Annotated in this window: 15 protein-coding genes; 7 read left to right on the top strand and 8 right to left on the bottom strand. The window is 69.6% G+C overall.

What is annotated here, in order from left to right; genetic code table 11:
- The first annotated feature begins 27 nt into the window (after positions 1–27).
- Positions 28–2,025, top strand: a complete 1,998-nt coding sequence (locus OG352_RS22295; RefSeq protein ID WP_329219221.1) for a pentapeptide repeat-containing protein — start codon at positions 28–30, stop codon at positions 2,023–2,025.
- A gap of 70 nt (positions 2,026–2,095) precedes the next feature.
- Here OG352_RS22295 and OG352_RS22290 read toward each other — a convergent pair whose 3' ends face one another.
- The gene (locus OG352_RS22290; protein WP_329219219.1) at positions 2,096–3,439 is read right to left on the bottom strand and encodes a pectate lyase family protein; all 1,344 of its coding nucleotides are present in this window, start codon (positions 3,437–3,439) and stop codon (positions 2,096–2,098) included.
- Positions 3,440–3,609: 170 nt separating this feature from the next.
- Between OG352_RS22290 and OG352_RS22285 the strand changes: the two genes are divergently transcribed.
- Positions 3,610–4,287, top strand: a complete 678-nt coding sequence (locus OG352_RS22285; protein ID WP_329219217.1) for a hypothetical protein — start codon at positions 3,610–3,612, stop codon at positions 4,285–4,287.
- 29 nt (positions 4,288–4,316) lie between these two features.
- Here the strand turns inward: OG352_RS22285 and OG352_RS22280 are convergent, their stop codons facing one another.
- From OG352_RS22280 to aspS, 4 genes are all read right to left on the bottom strand, one after another.
- Positions 4,317–5,327, bottom strand: coding sequence for an intradiol ring-cleavage dioxygenase (locus OG352_RS22280; protein ID WP_329219215.1), 1,011 nt, complete (start codon positions 5,325–5,327; stop codon positions 4,317–4,319).
- A 169-nt stretch (positions 5,328–5,496) separates the two neighbouring features.
- Positions 5,497–5,925 (bottom strand): hypothetical protein, encoded by a 429-nt coding sequence (locus OG352_RS22275; RefSeq protein ID WP_329219213.1) that lies wholly within the window; start codon positions 5,923–5,925, stop codon positions 5,497–5,499.
- Between the two features lie 358 nt (positions 5,926–6,283).
- A complete protein-coding gene (locus tag OG352_RS22270; protein WP_329219211.1) occupies positions 6,284–7,249 on the bottom strand; it encodes an intradiol ring-cleavage dioxygenase in 966 nt (321 codons plus the stop codon).
- Positions 7,250–7,465: 216 nt separating this feature from the next.
- Positions 7,466–9,229: an aspartate--tRNA ligase gene (gene aspS, locus OG352_RS22265; protein ID WP_329219209.1), complete on the bottom strand. Its 1,764-nt coding sequence runs from the start codon at positions 9,227–9,229 to the stop codon at positions 7,466–7,468.
- A gap of 177 nt (positions 9,230–9,406) precedes the next feature.
- On the opposite strand from aspS, the gene OG352_RS22260 reads away from it, so the two are divergent.
- Positions 9,407–11,548, top strand: coding sequence for an ATP-binding SpoIIE family protein phosphatase (locus OG352_RS22260; RefSeq protein ID WP_329219208.1), 2,142 nt, complete (start codon positions 9,407–9,409; stop codon positions 11,546–11,548).
- A 66-nt stretch (positions 11,549–11,614) separates the two neighbouring features.
- Here OG352_RS22260 and OG352_RS22255 read toward each other — a convergent pair whose 3' ends face one another.
- A complete protein-coding gene (locus OG352_RS22255) occupies positions 11,615–12,682 on the bottom strand; it encodes an AI-2E family transporter (protein WP_329219206.1) in 1,068 nt (355 codons plus the stop codon).
- Positions 12,683–12,858: 176 nt separating this feature from the next.
- On the opposite strand from OG352_RS22255, the gene OG352_RS22250 reads away from it, so the two are divergent.
- Positions 12,859–13,785, top strand: coding sequence for a BRO-N domain-containing protein (locus OG352_RS22250; protein ID WP_329219204.1), 927 nt, complete (start codon positions 12,859–12,861; stop codon positions 13,783–13,785).
- Between the two features lie 109 nt (positions 13,786–13,894).
- Here OG352_RS22250 and OG352_RS22245 read toward each other — a convergent pair whose 3' ends face one another.
- Positions 13,895–14,866 carry a pirin family protein gene (locus tag OG352_RS22245; RefSeq protein ID WP_329219202.1) on the bottom strand — a complete coding sequence of 324 codons (972 nt, stop codon included), beginning with the start codon at positions 14,864–14,866 and terminating at the stop codon, positions 13,895–13,897.
- Between the two features lie 133 nt (positions 14,867–14,999).
- Positions 15,000–15,482 (bottom strand): SseB family protein, encoded by a 483-nt coding sequence (locus OG352_RS22240; protein WP_327316471.1) that lies wholly within the window; start codon positions 15,480–15,482, stop codon positions 15,000–15,002.
- Between the two features lie 240 nt (positions 15,483–15,722).
- Between OG352_RS22240 and OG352_RS22235 the strand changes: the two genes are divergently transcribed.
- From OG352_RS22235 to OG352_RS22225, 3 genes are all read left to right on the top strand, one after another.
- Positions 15,723–17,564 (top strand): acyl-CoA dehydrogenase, encoded by a 1,842-nt coding sequence (locus tag OG352_RS22235; protein ID WP_329219199.1) that lies wholly within the window; start codon positions 15,723–15,725, stop codon positions 17,562–17,564.
- A gap of 131 nt (positions 17,565–17,695) precedes the next feature.
- Positions 17,696–18,994, top strand: coding sequence for a M18 family aminopeptidase (locus OG352_RS22230; RefSeq protein ID WP_329219198.1), 1,299 nt, complete (start codon positions 17,696–17,698; stop codon positions 18,992–18,994).
- Between the two features lie 137 nt (positions 18,995–19,131).
- The gene (locus tag OG352_RS22225) at positions 19,132–19,386 is read left to right on the top strand and encodes a DUF6458 family protein (RefSeq protein WP_329219196.1); all 255 of its coding nucleotides are present in this window, start codon (positions 19,132–19,134) and stop codon (positions 19,384–19,386) included.
- Positions 19,387–19,464: the final 78 nt, after the last annotated feature.

Below are 19,464 nucleotides of genomic sequence, written 5' to 3'. Positions count from 1 at the left end.
TGGGTCGTGTGGGGGCGGGGGAACGCGGTGGACTTCACATCCTGGGCCGACTGGATACGCGCCTTCCTGGGCGGGGCGGTCGCGTACGCCCTGACGATGGCGGTGTGGCGGCTGGTCGCAAGGGCGGCCGCCTTCCGCGATCCGCACCGGCACACGGGACGCCGGGTGGCCCTCGTGCCCCGCCGCGCCGTCCGGCCGCACACGGAGGCCCTACGCCGCCGCCTGAGCTCCGCGCTGGCGCTGCGCCAGTATCTGGGAGTGGCCGCCGCGACACCGTTCGACCAGCTCCTGCGCCGCCTGGTGGAGGCGGACCGCTCGGCCCGCGTGCTGGTGGCCGGCCGCCGGGTGTGGAGCGTGGCGGTGCCGCTCAGCCTGCTGCTGTGCGGCCTCCTGCTCGGGACCTGGCTGATCGTCGGCGACTACTTCTACGACGGTCCGTTCGAGCAACTGCCGTCCCTGTACTACTACTTGGAATGGCTTCTGGGCGAGGACGGGTGGTACATCCCCGACAGCGACTACTGCGCCTCCTGGTCCCTGCTGACCGGGTGCGAGGAAGAGCCCGGGCCCTGGTGGAGCGGCGCCGAGTCGGGTCCGTTCTTCGGGTTGGCGCTGGCGCTGCCCGTGGCGGCGTGGCGCATCCGGCGGGCGGCGCTGCGGAGTTTCGGCCTCTGGGCACGGCAGGAGCCGCCTCTGCTCGCCTGCCTGGGCGCGCTGACCGCCTGCCGCGACGCGTTGCGCGCGGTGCCCCCGGAAGCGACCGTCCTCGACCTGCGCATGGCCGAACTGTGCGCCGCACTCCGGGACTTCGCCCGGGACGGCCTACCCGTCGACACGGACCGGCAAGCCGAAGCGCAGGCGCACACCGCGCGCGTGACCGAGACCCTGGCGGAGGCGGCGGGGCAGGTCCTGCGCGACGGGACGACCGCGGCCCTGTCCGCCCTCACGGCTCTGCTGGCCACCGTCCAGGACCGGCTGCACGCCTCCCGGTGGTTCGTCCTGCTGGACCCCGCCCAGCTCGCCCCCGTACCCGCGCCAGGCCCGGCACCCGCACCGGTGGCCGCCCCCGCCCCCGCCCCCGCCTCCGTCGGCGACGCGAGCCGCTGGCAGCGCTACATGTGGGTCGCCACGGCGATGCCGACGATTCCGGCCCTGCTGGCGCTCTCCTTCACCTACGTGACGATCTCGCAGGCCAACGAGACGCTCGGTCTCACCAAGCGCGAGCAGGTGGCCACCACCTACGGCGACACCGTCGACCGCCTGGGGGACGACTCGATCAACGTCCGGGTCAGCAGCATCTACGCCCTCCAGCGCATCATGCGGGACTCACCGAGCGAACAGCCCAGGATCGTCAAGATACTGAGCTCCTACGTCCGCGAACGCGCGAAAATGCCCGCGAAGAAGACCGCCGACCGTCTGCGCAAGAACCAGAAGACGCGCCCCGCCGAGGACGTGGCGGCCGCCCTCGAGGTGCTGGGGTCGCGTACGCAGACGGTGGACGGGGATCCGTACATCAATCTGCGTGAAACGTTCCTGGTGGGCGCCGACCTCTCCGGTCTGGACCTCTCCGACGCGGACATGCGGGACGCCGACCTGAGCCGGGCCGACCTGCGCAACGGCACCTTCCAAGTCGTCTGGTTCGACAAGGCCCGTATGGAGGGGGCCATGTTGAGCTCCGGCGTTTTCTATAACGCCCGGTTCACCGATGCCGACCTCACCGGCGCCTGGCTGGACGGCGCGCAGCTCACCGGCGCGACACTGACCGGCGCCGACCTCACCGGCGCGTACGCGATGCCCACGGAGAACGGAGACGGCACCGACCTCGACGGGGCCGCCTTGACCGGCGCGAACCTGACGCGGGTTGATCTGACGGGCGCGTCCCTCCGGGGCGCCGACCTCGGGAAGGACGACACCCACCCCGCGGCGATCGTCAAGGACGCGAACTTCACCGACGCCGTTCTCACCGACGCGCGGCTCGAAGGCGTCGACCGGAGCGCGGCGGCGTGGACGGGAGCCGTTCTGCCCTGACCCGGGTGAGGGACTGCGGCCCGGGAAGCGGAAGCGCACGCCCCCCGGGCCCGTCACCCACCGCCCGCCGCTACGACAGCACCCCGGCACCCGTCGTCGTGGCCAGCGACGCGGGCAGGTTCTTCGCGGACGGCTCCAGGCCCGCCGTCAGGGTCGGCGTCCAGTTGACGGTCGTCCTCAGGTCCTTCGACGAGGCGGCGTTGTACGCGGCGACGACGTCGGTGGCCTTGCCGTTGACGAGGTTGCCGCTGCTCCTGACCGAGCCGGTGCCGTCGCTGCTGATCAGCTTGGCGACCTTGCCGCCCACCGGGACCTTCCAGTAGTTGTCCTCCGCGATGACCTGGGCCTTGGCGCGGGCGTTGATGCTGTACTGCGTCACGTAGCCGTTCACGGTCGTGACGTCGTAGTAGTTGTTGTAGATGTGCACCTGGCCGACGCGGGCCAGCGGGGCGCGCTGGACGATGCCCTTCCAGATGTTGTGGTGGATGGACACGCGCAGCTTGCCGGCGGGCTCGCTGTCGCTGCCGCCGATGAGCATCGTCTTGTCGTGGTTGGTGAACTGGTTGCGCGAGACCGTCACCAGGTCCGAGCTCTTGGTGATGTCGAGGGCGCCGTCGTGGATCTGGTACTCGCGGCCGTAGTACTTCGGGTTGGCCGTGTCGAAGTGGGCGGCGTCGGTGAACGTGTTGTGGTCGGCCCAGACGTGGGTCGCGCCGCGCAGGGTGACGGAGTCGTAGTTCGAGTTCCAGTTGCCGTCGTCGCCGTCGGTCGGGTCCCACTGCGGGAAGCAGTCCTCGGTGGCCGAGAAGTCCAGGTTGCGGACGATGACGTTGTCCACGCCCTGGATCCGGAGCATGCCGCCGGAGATCCCGGCGCCCGTGCCCGGCACGCCCACGACGGACGTGTTGGCCGGCACCTTGAAGACGATGTTCTTCGCCTGCTTGTCCTGCGCCGCGTCGCGGGCCTTCTCCTGGCTGCCGGAGGGGAGCTTCGACCTGCCGTAGGTGGCGGGGTCGTACGCCTTGAGGTACGACGCCAGCGAGTAGCCGGTGCCCGCCGCGTAGTCGGCGCAGGTCAGCTTCTTGCCGGCGTCGTTCGTGTTGGCGTCGATCGTGCCCTTGACCCTGATGATCCGGGGGGCCTTGTCGGACGCCGAGCCCAGCGCCTTCACCAGTTGGGCGCGGGTGGAGACCGTGAAGGTGTGCGCGGCGTCGGCCTTGCTGCCACCGGTCGTACCCGCGCCGGAGGAGGCCCAGCCGTCCTTGGCGGCGAGCGTCTGATGGTAAAGATCGACGGTTCCGGCGTTCGCGTTCATCACGACGACCCCGGCGCCGACGCCCGCGGCCACGACGGCTGCGGAGACGACGAGGACGCGGCGCGAGCGGAGGGACCGGCGGTGGGAGGGAGCAACCACGGGAGATCCTTACGGGGAGGAGCAGGCTTACGCCCTGTCAGTGGTCGCCGCCGTGAAAAGAGTTGCCGCCCGTCACGATTTTTTCTCCGGCCCCCTCAGGCTCGTCCGTAGCGAGCTGACGCGGCCGGGCGAAGTGCCGTAACGCCGCCGGGGGCTGCTACGACTACGTCGTGGACCTTCTCCAACCCCACCTCCGGCTGCTCGCCGAGGTCTTCGGCACGGCCCCGCCCACAGCCCCGTGGGCGCTGGCCGGCGGCTACGCCCTCCAGGCGCACGGACTGCTCCAACGCCCGCACGGCAACGTGGACTTGGCGACCGAGAGCGCGGAGCCGATGCCCTGGCTCGCCGAGACGCTGAGCGCGACGCTCACCTCACGGGGCCGTTTCGAGGCGGCGCTGCGGGACGCGGACCCGCTGTCGGCGCACCTGTCCGTGCTGGAGCGCGCCACGGGCACGGCCCTCCATCTGGCCCTGCACAAGGAAACCTTCTGGAGCCCGCCCGTCCCGACGTCGTACGGGCCGGCGCTCTGCCTCCCGGACGCGGTGGGTACGAGGATCCGCGCGCTGTACGACCGCGGGCTGGCCGTCGACCTGATCGACGCGAGGGCGGCGTCCGCCCGCTTCACCCACCCCGACCTGGAGGAACTGGCCCGCCGCCACGCCCGCGACGACTTCGACCTGCCCACCCTCCAGACCCGTCTGACGGGTACCGACCACTACCCGGACACGGCGTTCACGGAGTACGGCCTGACCGAACCCGACATCGCCGACTTGCGGACGTGGGCCCAGTCCTGGTCGACGGACATCGCCGAGCGACTGCTGGAGGAGGGGGCGTCACCGGACGAGTAGACGTCCGAGCGGAACACCCCCACCGGGATTCAGCTCGCCGAGGCGGACGCGGACGCGCCCGGCTGGACGGCGTCGTCGGTGCCTTCGTGCGTCGCGTCCGGCTCTACCCCCATGGTGATGGAGCCCACGACCCCCTTGGCGATGCTCTTCTTGTTGTACTTCAACTGGAGCAGACCGCCCTGGACGCCGCTCTGGTCGTAGATCGTGTCCTCGGTGAGCGTGGTGCGCTCGGTGGTACTGGTGGAGTACGGCGCCACCGCGGCCGAGGCGAGCACGGACTCCTCGTCGAAGAAGAACTGGCCGGTGTGGCAGGTGTTGCCGCCCTCGTAACCGGCGTCGGTCCACTCGCCGTTGACGTGCACCTTGGTGTGGATGTGGACGCAGCGGCCCCGGTACCAGCCCGGGAAGATCGTCTTGAAGGTGACGCGCCCCTGCTTGTCGGTCTTCCAGGTGCCGCGCAGGTAACGCTTGTCGTCGGTGGGCTCCTCGTGCCCACCACCGCCACCGCCGCCACCGGCCGGCGGCTCACCGGTCGGAGTCCCGGTCGGGGTACCGGAGGGCGCGTCGGTCGGAGCGCCGCCACCTCCCGTGGAGCTGCTCTCGTACCCGGAGTAGAGGCCGAGGGCGTCGCAGTGCCAGACGTCGACGGCGGCGTTCGCGATGGGCTTGCAGGTCTCGGAGTCGATCACCTTGAGGGCGAGGGTGAAGGGGATGCCCTCCTTGTCCTCGGTGATGTCCTGGCGGAGCTTGTCCGCGTCGATGTAGTACGGGCCTTCGGTGGTCTCGGAGGTGAGCTTGTAACAGACCTCGGAGGAACTGGCCGACGTGCTGGGCTTGGTGCCCTTGCCCGGCTTCTTGTCCCCGGCGAAGGCACCGGCGGCAAGCGCCCCACCCGCCCCCACGGCAACGGCCGCCCCCGCACCGGCGACGACGACCTTCCGGCGCGTCAGATCCCGCTTGTGCTTGGGCCCGTGCTGCTCGTTCGCGCCGAGGTTCTGGTTGTTCTCGTTGTGCTCGTTGTTCTCGATGTTTCCCGTCATGGCGGCGAAGTTAGGAGGCCGCCCTGTCAGAGAGGTGGGAACAACCTGTGGAATTCCAAGGCCAGGCAAAAAGACACAAGAACGAGGGTCTATTTCCGGCCTACTTACGGTAAAGGAGATCCTGAGGCTTGCCTTACTTGGGGCGCCTCGAGCGCTTGGCACTTGGCACTTAGCGAGACGTGACCGCGAACACCCCCGCCGGCCCAGGGACAGGCGCCGCCGGGGGTGAGTCCAGGCCCAGTGCCGTGCGCGCCACGCGCAGATGCTCCAGCCCCTCCTTCGCCACCCGCGCCACCTCCCCGTACTCCGCCGCCGTACGTGCCGCGGCCAACTGAACCCGCGCTGCCCGATGACACTCCGCCGCACTGGTCAACGCCCGCCCCGCCGCCTCCTCCGCCCCCGCCCACACCCGCACGTCCGGCGGGACGAGACCGCCGCCCAGCCGCACGAGCCAGTGGTTCGCCTCCACCTCCGCGTCCAGGCCGGACAACCCGGCGGGGTGCCGCCCCCGCCGCGCCCGCCGCTGGACCACCACCCCCGCCACAGCGCCGACGACCAGCAGCGCAGCCAGCGCGATCACGCCCCCCGTCGATCCCATGGACCCCACCACACCCACCGCATCCACCGCGCCCACCGCTGGTTTCCTCTCTTGGCGGCCTTTGTCTGCTCTCCTCCCTCATGAGACGCGAGACCGCTGTGGACGCCCCCCAAGATTCCTGTGCACCTCCGGTGAGGTTCCCAAGAGGGGCCGGCACCCGGGTGATCCCCGCCCGCGACGCCCTGCTCGCCGCCCGCCGCCACAGCGCGCGGACGCGTGCGGTGTACGCGCCGGAGCGGGTGGCGGGGGCGGGGGCGGGGGGCGGCGGGGGAGAACCCCGGATGAGCTGCTTACTCCGATGACTCCGAGTTACTCCTGGGTCGCCGCCGCCGTCACGGACGTCACGCCGTCACCGACGTCACGACGCCGAAGGGGACGCGGACGTGGTGGGCTGGGGCGGTGCGCCCTGGCCGTCCTCCGTCGCCTCCGGGTCGACGCCGACCGTGAGGGACCCGCGCACGCCCTTGCCGATGTGCCGCTTGCCGTAACGGAGTTTCAGCAGGCCGCCCTGGGTGCCGCTCTGGTCGTAGATCGTGTCCTCGGTGAGCGTCGTGCGCTCGGCGGCGTTGCTCGCGTACGGCTCCACCACCGCCGAGGCCAGGACGGACTCCTCGTCGAAGAAGAACTGGCCGGTGTGGCAGGCGTGCCCGCCCTCGTAACCGGCGTCGGTCCACTCGCCGTCCACATGCACCTTGACGTGGATGTGGACGCAACGGCCCCGGTACCAGCCCGGGAAGACGGTCCGGAAGGCGACATGGCCGTTCCGGTCCGTCCGCCAGGTGCCGCGCAGGTAGCGAGTGTCGTCCGTGGGCTCCTGGTGGCCGCCTCCCGGGGGCGGGCCGGTGGGTGCGTCCGTGGGCGTGTCGGTCGGGGGCGCGCCGGTGGGCGCGGGACCGCCGCCGCCACCGCCGTTGCCCATGTCCTCGTAGCCCGAGTACACGCCCACCGCGTCGCAGTGCCAGATGTCCACGGCAGCGTTCCGGATCGGCTTGCAGGTCTCCGAGTCGATCACCTTCAGGTCGAGGAGGAGCGGGATGCCCTCCCGGTCCTCCGTGATGTCCTGGCGGATCTTGTCGGCGTCGATGTAGTAGGGGCCCTCGACCGTCTCCGAGGTCAGCCGGTAGCAGACCTCGGCATCGTCCTGCGCCGAGGTCGCCGACCGCGTCGCTCTGCCGTCCTCCGTGGCGGCGCTCGCCGCGAACGCCGTGCCGCCGAGACCGGCCACCGCGAGCGCGCCCGCACCGACGACCACGATCTTGCGGCGCGTCAACTCCCCCGATTCCTGGGTGACGTGGGATTCCTGGGACTGTTGATTCTCTGTCATGCCGCCGGAAGTTAGATAGGAAGGCTGTCAGTGAGCTGAGAAAACAGCGATCTTTTCCACGGGCATGCGAAAGGGACCTGAAATCGACGTCGACTTCAGGTCCCTCTACGAAAGGCCACTTTGAAAGGCTTGCCTTACTCCGGCTGCCGCTACGTCTACAGCTACGGCTACGGCTACGGCTACGGCTACGGCTACGGCTACGGCTACGGCTTGGCCTTACTTCGGCTGCGGCTTGCGCACCGAGAGGTGCAGTTCCCTCAGCCGGGCCTCCTCCAGCTCCGTCGGCGCGCCCATCATCAGGTCCTGGGCGTTGCCGTTGAGCGGGAAGGCGATGGTCTCTCGGATGTTCGGCTCGTCGGCCAGCAGCATGACGATGCGGTCGACGCCCGGCGCGATGCCACCGTGCGGCGGAGCGCCGAGGCGGAACGCGCGCAGCATGCCGGCGAACTTCTCCTCGACCGTCTCCCGGTCGTAGCCCGCGATCTCGAACGCCTTGAGCATGATCTCCGGCTCGTGGTTCCGGATCGCGCCGGACGACAGCTCGACGCCGTTGCAGACGATGTCGTACTGCCAGCCCAGAATGTCCAGCGGGTCCTGCGTCTCCAGGGCCTCCAGACCGCCCTGCGGCATGGAGAACGGGTTGTGCGAGAAGTCGATCTTGCCGGTCTCCTCGTCCTTCTCGTACATCGGGAAGTCGACGATCCAGCAGAAGCGGAAGACGCCCTCCTCGAAGTGCCCGGCGCGCTTGGCGGCCTCGACGCGCACCGCGCCCATGATCTTCGAGACCTCGTCGAACTCGCCCGCGCCGAAGAACACGGCGTGACCGCCGGCCAGCGACAGCCGCTTGGTCAGCTCGGCGACGTTCTCCTCGGTCAGGAACTTCGCGATCGGGCCGGACAGCGAGCCGTCCTCGGCCACGCGCACCCAGGCCAGACCCTTCGCACCCTGCGAGACCGCGAAGTCACCGAGCTGGTCGAAGAACTTCCGGGGCTGCGATGAGACGTCCGGCACGGCCAGCGCGCGCACGTGCTTGCCCGCGAACGCCTTGAACTCCGAGCCCTCGAAAATGTCGGTGATGTCGACGAGCTCGAGCTGGGCCCGCAGGTCCGGCTTGTCGGAGCCGTACTTCAGCATCGACTCGCGGAACGGGATCCGCGGGAACGGCGAGGTGACGTGCCGCCCGCCGCCGAACTCCTCGAACAGCTCCGTCATGAGCTTCTCGATCGGCTGGAATACGTCCTCCTGCTCGACGAAGCTCATCTCGACGTCGAGCTGGTAGAACTCGCCCGGCGAACGGTCCGCTCGCGCGTCCTCGTCACGGAAACAGGGGGCGATCTGGAAGTAGCGGTCGAAGCCCGAGATCATCAGCAACTGCTTGAACTGCTGCGGAGCCTGCGGCAGCGCGTAGAACCGGCCCGCGTGCAGCCGGGACGGGACGACGAAGTCACGGGCGCCCTCGGGGGAGGTCGCGGACAGGATCGGCGTCGCCATCTCGTTGAAGCCCAGCGCCGTCATCTTGTGCCGCATCGCCGAGATGACCGACGTGCGCAGCATGATGTTGCGGTGCATGCGCTCGCGGCGCAGGTCCAGGAAGCGGTACTCGAGACGCCGCTCCTCGTTGACCCCGTCCTCGGTGTTGATCGTGAACGGCAGCGGAGCAGCGGCGCCCAGCAGCTCGACCTCACCGACCTCGACCTCGATCTCACCGGTCGGCAGGTCCGCGTTGACGTTGTCCGCGCCACGCGAGACGACCTGGCCGTCGACACGGACCGTCGACTCCTTGGTCACCTTGTCGAGAGCCTCGTACGCGGGCGTGCCCGGACGGGCGACGAGCTGCGTGATGCCGTAGTGGTCGCGCAGATCGATGAAGAGGATGCCGCCCAGGTCGCGCCGATTGTGCAGCCAGCCGCTCAGCCGGACGTCGGTGCCGACGTCAGAGGCGCGGAGCTCGCCGCAGGTGTGGGACCTGTACCGATGCATCGTCGTTCATCCAGTCTTCGCGGATCGGGGGGCACGTTTCACGTGAAACAGGCCATGTTTCACGTGAAACAACCCCCAGCGTACCGGGCAGTCACTGATCACCTCCCCGCAATACAGGTCCGGCACAGGTCCGGCGATCGGTGGCACTTCTCGATTGCTTCTTCTTAAAGTGGGGCAATGCGCACTGGCGAGCCGCTGCCCGCCGTGGGGGAGGTTCTCGTCTCCCTCGCGACCGGCCTATGGCACTGGGACACCGCCACCGGGCTGGTCACGGTCGACGCCGAGGCCGCCCGGCTGCTCGGGCTGCCCCGGGAGGAGACGGTCCTCACGGAGGCCCAGACCCGCGCCCGCCTCCACCCCGTCGACTGGAACGAGATCACCGGAGTGATCCAGCTCGCCGTCGCCGAGGGCACCCTCGCCGAGGTGCGCATCCGGATCATGGACGACCGGGGGCGGGTCGTCCGCGTCGTCCGCAGCCGCTCCAAGCCGTCGTTCGACCAGGTGAAGAAGGCGTACGAGCTGATCGGCACCCTCCAGGAGGTCACCGAACCGGCGCCGGGCACCCCCGCCGGCCGGACCGCCGTCACCGGCGACTGGCGGCGCTCACGGGAGGCGTTCCTGCTGGACGCGGGCCGGGCGCTGGCGGAGGCGCGGTCCACGGAGGAGGTGCTGCGGGTCGCGGCGGGCCTGTCGATGCCGGGCTTCTCACCGGACGGACTGGCCGTCTTCGGCGTCATGGGCGACCGGCTGACGATCATCGGCCACCACGGGCAGGAGCCAGGCGCCGAGGGCCCCTTCGCGCAGATGTCCATCCATACGGACTATCCGGCCGCCGAAGTCGTACGCAGCGGCCGGGCCGTCTATCTGTCCTCCCCCGAGAAGTACAAGGAGCGCTACCCGCTCACCTGGCCGCTCGCCTCCCACTTCGGCCGCCAGTCATGGGCGTTCCTGCCGCTGACGGTGGCCGGCCGCACGATGGGCGCCTGGATGGCCGGCTTCGCGTACCCGGTCGCGTTCACCCCGGACGAGCGGTCCGTGCTGACGACGGTCGCGAGGATGCTCGCCCAGGCCCTGACCCGCGCGGGCGCGGCGGAGACCCAGCGCGAGCTGACCGACGGTTTGCAACGCTCCATGCTCCCGACGCTCGGCCCCGAGATACCCGGCATGACTCTCGCCGCCCGCTACATACCGACCGGCGGCGGCCTCCAGGTCGGCGGCGACTGGTACGACATGATCCCGCTGCCCAGCGGGAGGTTCGCGCTGGTCATAGGGGACGTCCAGGGCCACGACGTCCGCGCCGCGGGCCTCATGGGGCAACTGCGCATCGCGCTGAGGGCGTACGCCGCCGAGGGTCACCGCCCCGACGCCGTCCTCTCCCGCGCCTCCGGCTTCTTCCACGGCATCAACCACGCCGCCGACGGCGAGGACCCCGACCTTCGCTTCGCGACCTGCCTGTACATCGAGGTCGACCCGGTGACCGGGGTCCTGGAGGCGGCGCGGGCCGGCCATCTGGACCCGGCGATCCGGATGGCCGACGGCACGGTCCTGGTCCGCGCCACGGCCGGCGGACTCCCGCTCGGCATCGACCCGGACGCCGACTACCCCACCACCCGGCTCGCCCTGGAGCCCGGCGAGGCGCTGCTGCTGTGCACCGACGGCCTGCTGGAGACCGGCGGCCACGACCTCGACACCGGCTGGCGGCGCGTCCGCAAGATCCTGGAGGCGCACGAGGGTGACCTGGAGGAGCTGGCCGACGCCCTGGTCCAGGCGGTGCACGGCCCCTCCTCCCACCACACCACGGGTCCCTTGTCGGACCGCCGCGAGGACGACATAGCCGTCCTGCTCCTGTGCCGCCAGGGCGAGGGCGGCTGTGATCCGGGGGCTGCGGGCGCCGCGGGCAGGGCCGTCCCCCTCCGGCAGCCCGTGCGCCGCTCGATGCTGACGGTCGCGCAGGCCGAGCCCGAGCGGATCGCCGTGGCCCGGCAGGAACTGCGCGAGCTGCTGCACGACTGGACCTGCGCGGACCAGGTCGACTCGGCGGTCCTGCTCGTCTCCGAGGCCCTGACCAACGTCCTCGTCCACACCGACGCCGACGCGCTGCTCGTCGCCGAGGTCACCGGCGCGCCGGGCGAGCGCCGGATCCGCATCGAGGTCACCGACACCAGCGACGACCTCCCCCACAAACGCCGCCCCGGCGAACTCGCCTCCTCCGGCCGCGGCCTGGTCCTCATCGAACTGCTCGCGGGCACCTGGGGGGTGGCACCTCGGGGCGAGGGCAAGAGCATCTGGTTCGAGCTCTACGAGCCCGGAGCCCAGTAAGCGAGAGGAGCCCGGTGAGCGAGAGGAGCCCGGTGAGCGAGAGGAGCCTCACGAACCCGGCGAGCTCTACGATCCCGGCGGCTCGGGGGATCCCGGGAGACCGGACGGCGGGGCGTAACGCTCCCGCAGCTCGTACGCCACCCCGAAGGCGGCGGCCGTGACCGGCACGGCGAGCAGCATGCCCAGCACGCCGGCCACCGACGCCCCGGCGGTGATGGCGACCATCACCACCGCCGGATGCATCTGCACGGTCCGGCTCTGGATCACCGGCTGCAGCACATGCCCCTCCAGCACCTGCACGGCGAGCACGACCCCGAGCACCCACAGCCCGATGACGACCCCGCGCTCGGCGAGAGCGACCAGCACGGCGACGGCCCCCGAGACGAAGGCCCCGAGATAGGGGATGTAGGCGCCGACGAAGACGAGCGCGCCGAGCCCGACAGCACCGGGCACACGGAGGACGAGCAGTCCGACGGTGATGCACACGGCGTCGATGAAGGCGATGAAGGTGGTCCCGCGCATGAACCCCTCGACAGCCCGAAAGGCCCGCCGGGCCATGGCCTCCAGGGTGTCGGCGCTCCCGCCCGGAGCGACGGAACGCAGCGCACCGACCGCCCGATCCGAGTCCCGGAGAAAGAAGAAGACAAGAAACAGCGCGAGCACGGCCATGGCGATGCCCTCGCCGACGACGCTCACCCCGCTGATCACATTGGAGGCCGCCGTCCCCCCGAACTTGGTCAGCAGCTCCTTGGCATTGGAGGCAAGGTCGTCGAGCGAGGTCCCGGCGGCCCCGAAGTGCCCGGAAAGATCCTGCCCCGCGTCCTTGAGCGAGGCGACGATCTGATCCCCGGTGTCGATCAACGCGGCGACGACGATATAGACGGCCCCGCCCACCACACAGACAACGGCGACACAGGTGAGCCCGGCCGCCACCGCCCGAGGCACCCCCGCCTTGACGAGCCGCCGATGCAAGGGCCCGAGCAACGCGGTCCCGAGCAACGCGAGCAACACGGGCGTGACAGCCGTCCGCAACTCGGAACAGAGCCGGATCCCCACATACCCGACCCCGCAGACAAGCAGCACGACAACGCACCAGGCGGCGAACCGACGCACGGGGAGGGGGAGCAGGTGCACGCATCCAGCGGACCACGGGGCGGGGTGGCTGTCCTGCGCGGACGGTCCACCCGGGTGACGCTCCGTCACGCGACCACAGAAATCGATACGTCTGTCCCCAAAAAGGATGAACATCCTTGCTACGGACATACGTTGCGTCGGCATATGCCTAGCTTCGGAGCCGGAGGTGATGCTCGATGTACGAGCAGAACAACACACAGCCGCCGGATCAGTCGGCGGCACAGCAGGACGCGATCGAGATCAGTGACTTCGTGTACGCCGCGACCGGCGCACGGGTACGGAGGCTCACCATGCCGGACGGGACGCACTGGTTCCCGGCGGTCGACGTGTGCAGGAACCTGGGCTACGCACACGTCGGTTCCACTCTGCGCAACATTGCCGACGCAGCCAACTTCGACAGCGTCGAGAGTGTGCTCCAGAGGCACACTCTCAGCATTCCCGCAGGTCGAGAGTGGCGACGAGACATGAACCTCGTCAACCTTCAGGGCTTGATCCTTTTGGTCAACGCCTGTACCAAGCCGGAATCACAGCCCTTCAAAACCTGGGTCTCCGAAGTCATCGCCACCATCCAGCGCGACGGTTCCTACTCCCTGGAACCGGCCCCCGTACAACCCGCCCCCACCGGCGGCACCGCGTACCTCATGCCCGACCAGGTCGCCGACGCCATCGTGCGGCTCGAGGAGCGGAACATCAGGGCGGACGAGATGCTGCTGGCGTTCCAGGAGGAACGCACCGATCTGCTGCGGCAGCTCACCCACAGCCAGAACCTGATGGCCGACGCGCTGCGGGACATCGCCGAAGCACTGAGAAGCCCGGGTGACCGCTCCCGGCCCGTCTCCGACACAAGGCCGACGCCTCAGGAAATCCTCGCGACCTGGAAGGCGAAGAACCTCGTCGTCACCGAGGACGTGCACGCCGTAGCCACCCTCCTCGCCCCGGCCCTGGCGCACGGTGAGGCCCGTTATCGGGTGGAGGAGATCGCCACGCGTACGGGACTGTCCCACGACCGTGTCCACGACTGCCTGCGGATGCTGCTCAAGCGGGGGTGCGTGCGCCAGACCGGGTGCACTCCGGACGGGGCGCCGGTCTACGTACTGCCGTAGTGCAGTGGTACTGCCGTAGCGCAGTGACATGAGGCAGGCCCGAAGTCGCAAATCAAAGTTGCGGCTTCGGGCCTTGTCACACCGTACCGGCTCCCGTCGGGCCGGAGGGTCAGATGCCCTCCTCCGTCATCCCGTGCACCGCCGGAATCGTGCCCAGGCGCCCCTTCTGGAAGTCCTCGAACGCCTGCTGGAGCTCGTCCTTGGTGTTCATGACGAACGGGCCGTAGTGGGCCATCGGCTCACGGATCGGCTGCCCGCCCAGCAGGACGACCTCCAGGTCCGGCGTGTGGGAGTCCTGCTTCTCGTCCGCGCGGACCGTCAGCGAGGATCCCGCGCCGAAGACCGCCGTCTGGCCGAGGTGGATCGGACGGCGCTCCGCGCCCACCGCACCCTTGCCCGCCAGCACGTACGCCAGCCCGTTGAAGTCCTCACGCCACGGCAGGGTGATCTCCGCGCCCGGTGCGAGCGTCGCGTGGATCATCGTGATCGGGGTGTGGGTGATACCGGGACCCGCGTGACCGTCCAGCTCGCCGGCGATCACCCGAAGGAGTGCACCGCCGTCCGGCGTCGTCAGGAGCTGCACGTGCCCGCCGCGGATGTCCTGGTACCGCGGCGTCATCATCTTGTCCCTGGCCGGCAGGTTCACCCACAGCTGGAGGCCGTGGAAGAGACCGCCGGACATGACCAGCGACTCCGGCGGCGCCTCGATGTGGAGGAGGCCCGAGCCGGCCGTCATCCACTGGGTGTCGCCGTTGGTGATGGTGCCGCCGCCGCCCTGGCTGTCCTGGTGGTCGAAGATGCCGTCGATGATGTAGGTGACGGTCTCGAAGCCGCGGTGCGGATGCCAGGGCGTGCCCTTCGGCTCGCCCGGCGCGTAGTCCACCTCGCCCATCTGGTCCATCATGATGAACGGGTCGAGGTGACGGTAGTCGATCCCGGCGAACGCACGGCGCACCGGGAAGCCCTCACCCTCGAAACCGCTGGGCGCGGTCGTGACGGCGAGCACGGGACGTGCCACCGCGTCCGCCTGCGCGGCGACGCGCGGCAGGGTCAGCGGGTTCTCGACGGTCACTGCGGGCATGTCCGTACCTCCTTGGGCGACGTGCGTTCCATTTTAGTTGAGCATTGAACTTCCTGCTACCCAAAACGACGAAAGCCCGGAGGACATTCCCTCCGGGCCGCACCGCCCCGATCAACAGGCGCTCAGCAGGCGCTCAGCCGTACATCCGCCGCATCGCGAAGTCGACCATCTGCTCGACAGCCTTCGCGTCGAACACCATCCGGTGCTCACCCTCCATGTCAAGGACGAAGCCGTAGCCGGTCGGCAGCAGGTCGATCACCTCGGCACCGGTGATCACGAAGTACTTGGACTCCTTGCCCGCGTACCGGCGCAGCTCCTTGAGCGAGGTGAACATCGGGATCACCGGCTGCTGGGTGTTGTGCAGAGCGAGAAAACCGGGGTTGTCGCCGCGCGGGCAGTAGACCTTGGAGGTCGCGAAGACCTGCTGGAAGTCCTCGGCGGCGAGCTGCCCGGTGGTGAAGGCCCGCACCGCGTCCGCGAGGGAGGGCGGCGACGGCTCCGGATAGAGCGGCGGCTGCTGGCCGTACCCGCCGTGGCCGCCGGGCATCTGCTGCTGCGGCGGGGCGTACTGCTGCTGCGCAGCACCGCCGTCCATGGGCTGGCCGTATCCGTACATGGGCGCAAGCGTACCGAGACCCGCCTGAAGGAGAAGGGCCGGGCAATTCATCCAGTCGTCCCCGACCACGCCCCCAACCCCGTCAAGTAGACCCTTCTCACACTTGGCCGGGTGGGGTTGCGACTTATTACCGACGGGTAGCATCATCGTGAGCACTTGCTGCTTGTTGGTACGTGAACCAGCGCGAGGATCCAAGTCCCTCGCCGATCTGTCTTCTCTCTTCTCTACGGAGCCGTCGCCATGGGGCACTACAAGTCGAATCTCCGCGACATCGAGTTCAACCTCTTCGAGGTGCTCGGGCGCGACAAGCTGTACGGCACCGGCCCGTTCGAGGAGATGGACACCGAGACCGCGAAGAGCATCCTCGAGGAGCTGACCCGCCTCTCGGAGAACGAGCTGGCGGAGTCCTTCGCGGACGCCGACCGCAACCCGCCGGTCTTCGACCCGGAGACCAACACCGCGCCGGTCCCCGCCTCCTTCAAGAAGAGCTACCAGGCCTTCATGGACTCCGAGTACTGGCGGCTCGGCCTGCCCGAGGAGATCGGCGGCACCACCGCCCCGCCGTCGCTGATCTGGGCGTACGCGGAGCTGGTCCTCGGCGCGAACCCGGCCGTGTGGATGTACTCCTCGGGCCCGGCCTTCGCCGGCATCCTCTTCGACGAGGGCAACGACGTCCAGAAGAAGATGGCGCAGCTCGCCGTAGACCGCCAGTGGGGCTCCACGATGGTCCTCACCGAGCCCGACGCGGGTTCCGACGTGGGCGCCGGCCGCACCAAGGCGGTCCAGCAGGAGGACGGCTCCTGGCACATCGAGGGCGTCAAGCGCTTCATCACGTCCGGTGAGCACGACATGTCGGAGAACATCCTCCACTACGTGCTGGCCCGTCCCGAGGGCGCCGGTCCCGGCACCAAGGGCCTGTCCCTCTTCCTCGTCCCGAAGTTCCTCTTCGACGTCGAGACCGGCGAGCTGGGCGAGCGCAACGGCGCCTACGCCACGAACGTCGAGCACAAGATGGGCCTGAAGGCGTCCAACACCTGCGAGATGACGTTCGGCGACCGGCACCCCGCCAAGGGCTGGCTGATCGGCGACAAGCACGACGGCATCCGCCAGATGTTCCGCATCATCGAGTTCGCCCGCATGATGGTCGGCACGAAGGCGATCTCCACGCTCTCCACCGGCTACCTGAACGCGCTGGAGTACGCCAAGGAGCGCGTCCAGGGCTCCGACCTCGCGGAGTTCGGCGACAAGGCCGCGCCCAAGGTCACCATCACGCACCACCCGGACGTCCGCCGCTCGCTGATCACGCAGAAGGCGTACGCCGAGGGCATGCGCGCCCTCGTCCTCCACACGGCCTCCGTCCAGGACGCCATCGCGGTCAAGGAAGCGGCCGGCGAGGACGCGAAGACCGAGCACGCGCTCAACGACCTGCTCCTGCCGATCGTCAAGGGCTACGGCTCCGAGAAGGGCTACGAGCAGCTCGCCCAGTCGCTGCAGACCTTCGGCGGCTCCGGCTTCCTGCAGGAGTACCCGATCGAGCAGTACATCCGCGACGCCAAGATCGACACCCTGTACGAGGGCACGACCGCGATCCAGGGCCAGGACTTCTTCTTCCGGAAGATCGTCCGCAACCAGGGCGCGGCGCTGAACTCCCTTGCCGAGGACATCAAGAAGTTCCTCGAACTGGGCACGGGCGGCGAGGAGCTGGCGGGCGCCCGCGAGCACCTGGCCAAGGCCGCCGTCGAGCTGGAGGCCATCGTCGGCCTGATGCTGACCGACCTCGCGGCCACCGAGCAGGACGTCAAGAACATCTACAAGGTGGGCCTCAACACCACCCGCCTGCTGCTCGCCTCCGGTGACGTGATCGTCGGCCACCTGCTCCTCAAGGGCGCCGCGATCGCCGCCGAGAAGCTGGAGTCGGCGTCCACCAAGGCGGTGTCCGCCAAGGACGTGGCGTTCTACACCGGCAAGATCGCGGCGGCGAAGTTCTTCGCGGCGAACGTACTGCCGGGCGTCACCCTGGCCCGCAAGATCGCCGCAGGCGTCGAGCTGGACCTGATGGAGCTGGACGAGGCCGCGTTCTAGGATTCATCCGGACAACAGCGGAGCACTCCCGACAACCCCGGAGCACTCCAGCGCGGCACTGCACACTGTCCTCACGAGGGCCCTCTCCCATCGCCGGGAGCGGGCCCTCGTACGTCGTTAAGGTGAACCCCATGAGCGAACCCTCCCGCTTCGACCGCGGCCACACCGACGACCTCCTGACGTTCCTTACGGCGAGCCCGTCGCCGTACCACGCCGTGGCGAACGCGGCGGAGCGGCTGGAGAAGGCCGGTTTCCGGCAGGTCTCGGAGACGGACGCCTGGGACGGGACGAGCGGCGGCAAGTACGTGTTGCGCGGGGGCGCGATCGTGGCCTGGTACGTCCCCGAGGGCGCCGCGCCGCACACGCCGTTCCGGATCGTCGGCGCGCACACCGACTCCCCGAACCTGCGCGTCAAGCCGCGGCCCGACACCGGCGGGCACGGCTGGCGCCAGGTGGCCGTGGAGATCTACGGCGGTCCGCTGCTCAACTCCTGGCTCGACCGCGACCTGGGCCTGGCGGGCCGGCTGACGCTGCGGGACGGTTCGACGCGCCTGGTCGACATCGGCCGCCCGCTGCTGCGCGTCCCCCAACTCGCCATCCACCTCGACCGGTCGGTCAACACCGACGGCCTCAAGCTCGACAAGCAGCGCCACCTCCAGCCCATCTGGGGCCTGGGCAGCGACCTGCGCGACGGCGACCTCATCGCCTTCCTTGAGGAGGAGTCCGGGCTGTCCGCGGGCCAGGTCACCGGCTGGGACCTGATGGTGCACTCCGTCGAGCCGCCCGCCTACCTGGGCCGTGACCAGGAGCTGGTGGCCGGCCCGCGGATGGACAACCTGCTGTCCGTGCACGCCGGTACGGCGGCGCTGGCGGCCGTGGCGACCGGCGGCGAGGGCCTGCCGTACATCCCGGTCCTGGCCGCCTTCGACCACGAGGAGAACGGCTCGCAGTCGGACACCGGCGCGGACGGACCGCTGCTGGGCAGCGTGCTGGAGCGCTCGGTGTTCGCGCGCGCAGGCTCGTACGAGGACCGGGCGAGAGCCTTCGCGGGCACCGTCTGTCTGTCCTCCGACACCGGGCACGCCGTCCACCCCAACTACGCTGAGCGGCACGACCCGACGCACCACCCACGGGTCAACGGCGGGCCGATCCTCAAGGTCAACGTCAACAACCGCTATGCCACGGACGGTACGGGCCAGGCGCTCTTCGCCGCCGCCTGCGAGAAGGCGGACGTCCCCTTCCAGACCTTCGTCTCCAACAACTCCATGCCGTGCGGCACGACCATCGGCCCGATCACCGCGGCCCGGCACGGCATCCGCACGGTCGACATCGGCGTGGCCATCCTGTCGATGCACAGCGCGCGGGAACTGTGCGGCGACGCCGACCCGTATCTGCTGGCCAACGCGCTGGTGGCGTTCCTGGAGGGGTAGGGCCCCGTCCGGCGGACCACGCCGCACGGGAGCCGGCGAACCAACCGGCGGCGCATGGGAGTTGACTCCCCGGGTCCCGGGTACCCGGGTTCGGTGGTGACCGGATCGGCCGGTACACCGGGACAGGAGGCGACGCCATGGGTCTGGGCGGATGCATCATCCTCATCGCCGTGGGAGCCATCCTCACGTTCGCGACCGACTGGGACATGCAAGGAGTCAACCTCGACCTGGTCGGCGTGATCCTCATGATCGTCGGGCTGATCGGCGTGACGACGTTCAGCAGCATCGCCCGGCGCCGGCGCGTGCTCGTACCGCCGGCCTCGACGACCGTCATCGAGGAGGAACGGCACCACCGGCGCGGGGACGGCTACAGCGACGGATACGGCGCCTGACCCCCCGGCGGACCCTGTGTGAATACAGTGAGGACTGAGGTTCCTTGGGCCACTGGGACCACTGGGACCACTGGGACC

The sequence above is a fragment of the Streptomyces sp. NBC_01485 genome (genome assembly GCF_036227125.1).
Taxonomy (GTDB): domain Bacteria; phylum Actinomycetota; class Actinomycetes; order Streptomycetales; family Streptomycetaceae; genus Streptomyces.
The sequence above is the reverse complement of the archived record's forward strand: the minus strand, read 5'-3'. Positions and strand labels throughout refer to the sequence as shown.

Excerpts from the sequence above, each read along its gene's own strand:
- OG352_RS22280 (WP_329219215.1), bottom strand. The coding sequence starts at position 5,327 with ATGACGGGAAACATCGAGAACAACGAGCACAACGAGAACAACCAGAAC.
- OG352_RS22275 (WP_329219213.1), bottom strand. The coding sequence starts at position 5,925 with ATGGGATCGACGGGGGGCGTGATCGCGCTGGCTGCGCTGCTGGTCGTC.
- OG352_RS22270 (WP_329219211.1), bottom strand. The coding sequence starts at position 7,249 with ATGACAGAGAATCAACAGTCCCAGGAATCCCACGTCACCCAGGAATCG.
- aspS (WP_329219209.1), bottom strand. The coding sequence starts at position 9,229 with ATGCATCGGTACAGGTCCCACACCTGCGGCGAGCTCCGCGCCTCTGAC.
- OG352_RS22260 (WP_329219208.1), top strand. The coding sequence starts at position 9,407 with ATGCGCACTGGCGAGCCGCTGCCCGCCGTGGGGGAGGTTCTCGTCTCC.
- OG352_RS22250 (WP_329219204.1), top strand. The coding sequence starts at position 12,859 with ATGTACGAGCAGAACAACACACAGCCGCCGGATCAGTCGGCGGCACAG.
- OG352_RS22245 (WP_329219202.1), bottom strand. The coding sequence starts at position 14,866 with ATGCCCGCAGTGACCGTCGAGAACCCGCTGACCCTGCCGCGCGTCGCC.
- OG352_RS22240 (WP_327316471.1), bottom strand. The coding sequence starts at position 15,482 with ATGTACGGATACGGCCAGCCCATGGACGGCGGTGCTGCGCAGCAGCAG.
- OG352_RS22235 (WP_329219199.1), top strand. The coding sequence starts at position 15,723 with ATGGGGCACTACAAGTCGAATCTCCGCGACATCGAGTTCAACCTCTTC.
- OG352_RS22230 (WP_329219198.1), top strand. The coding sequence starts at position 17,696 with ATGAGCGAACCCTCCCGCTTCGACCGCGGCCACACCGACGACCTCCTG.
- OG352_RS22225 (WP_329219196.1), top strand. The coding sequence starts at position 19,132 with ATGGGTCTGGGCGGATGCATCATCCTCATCGCCGTGGGAGCCATCCTC.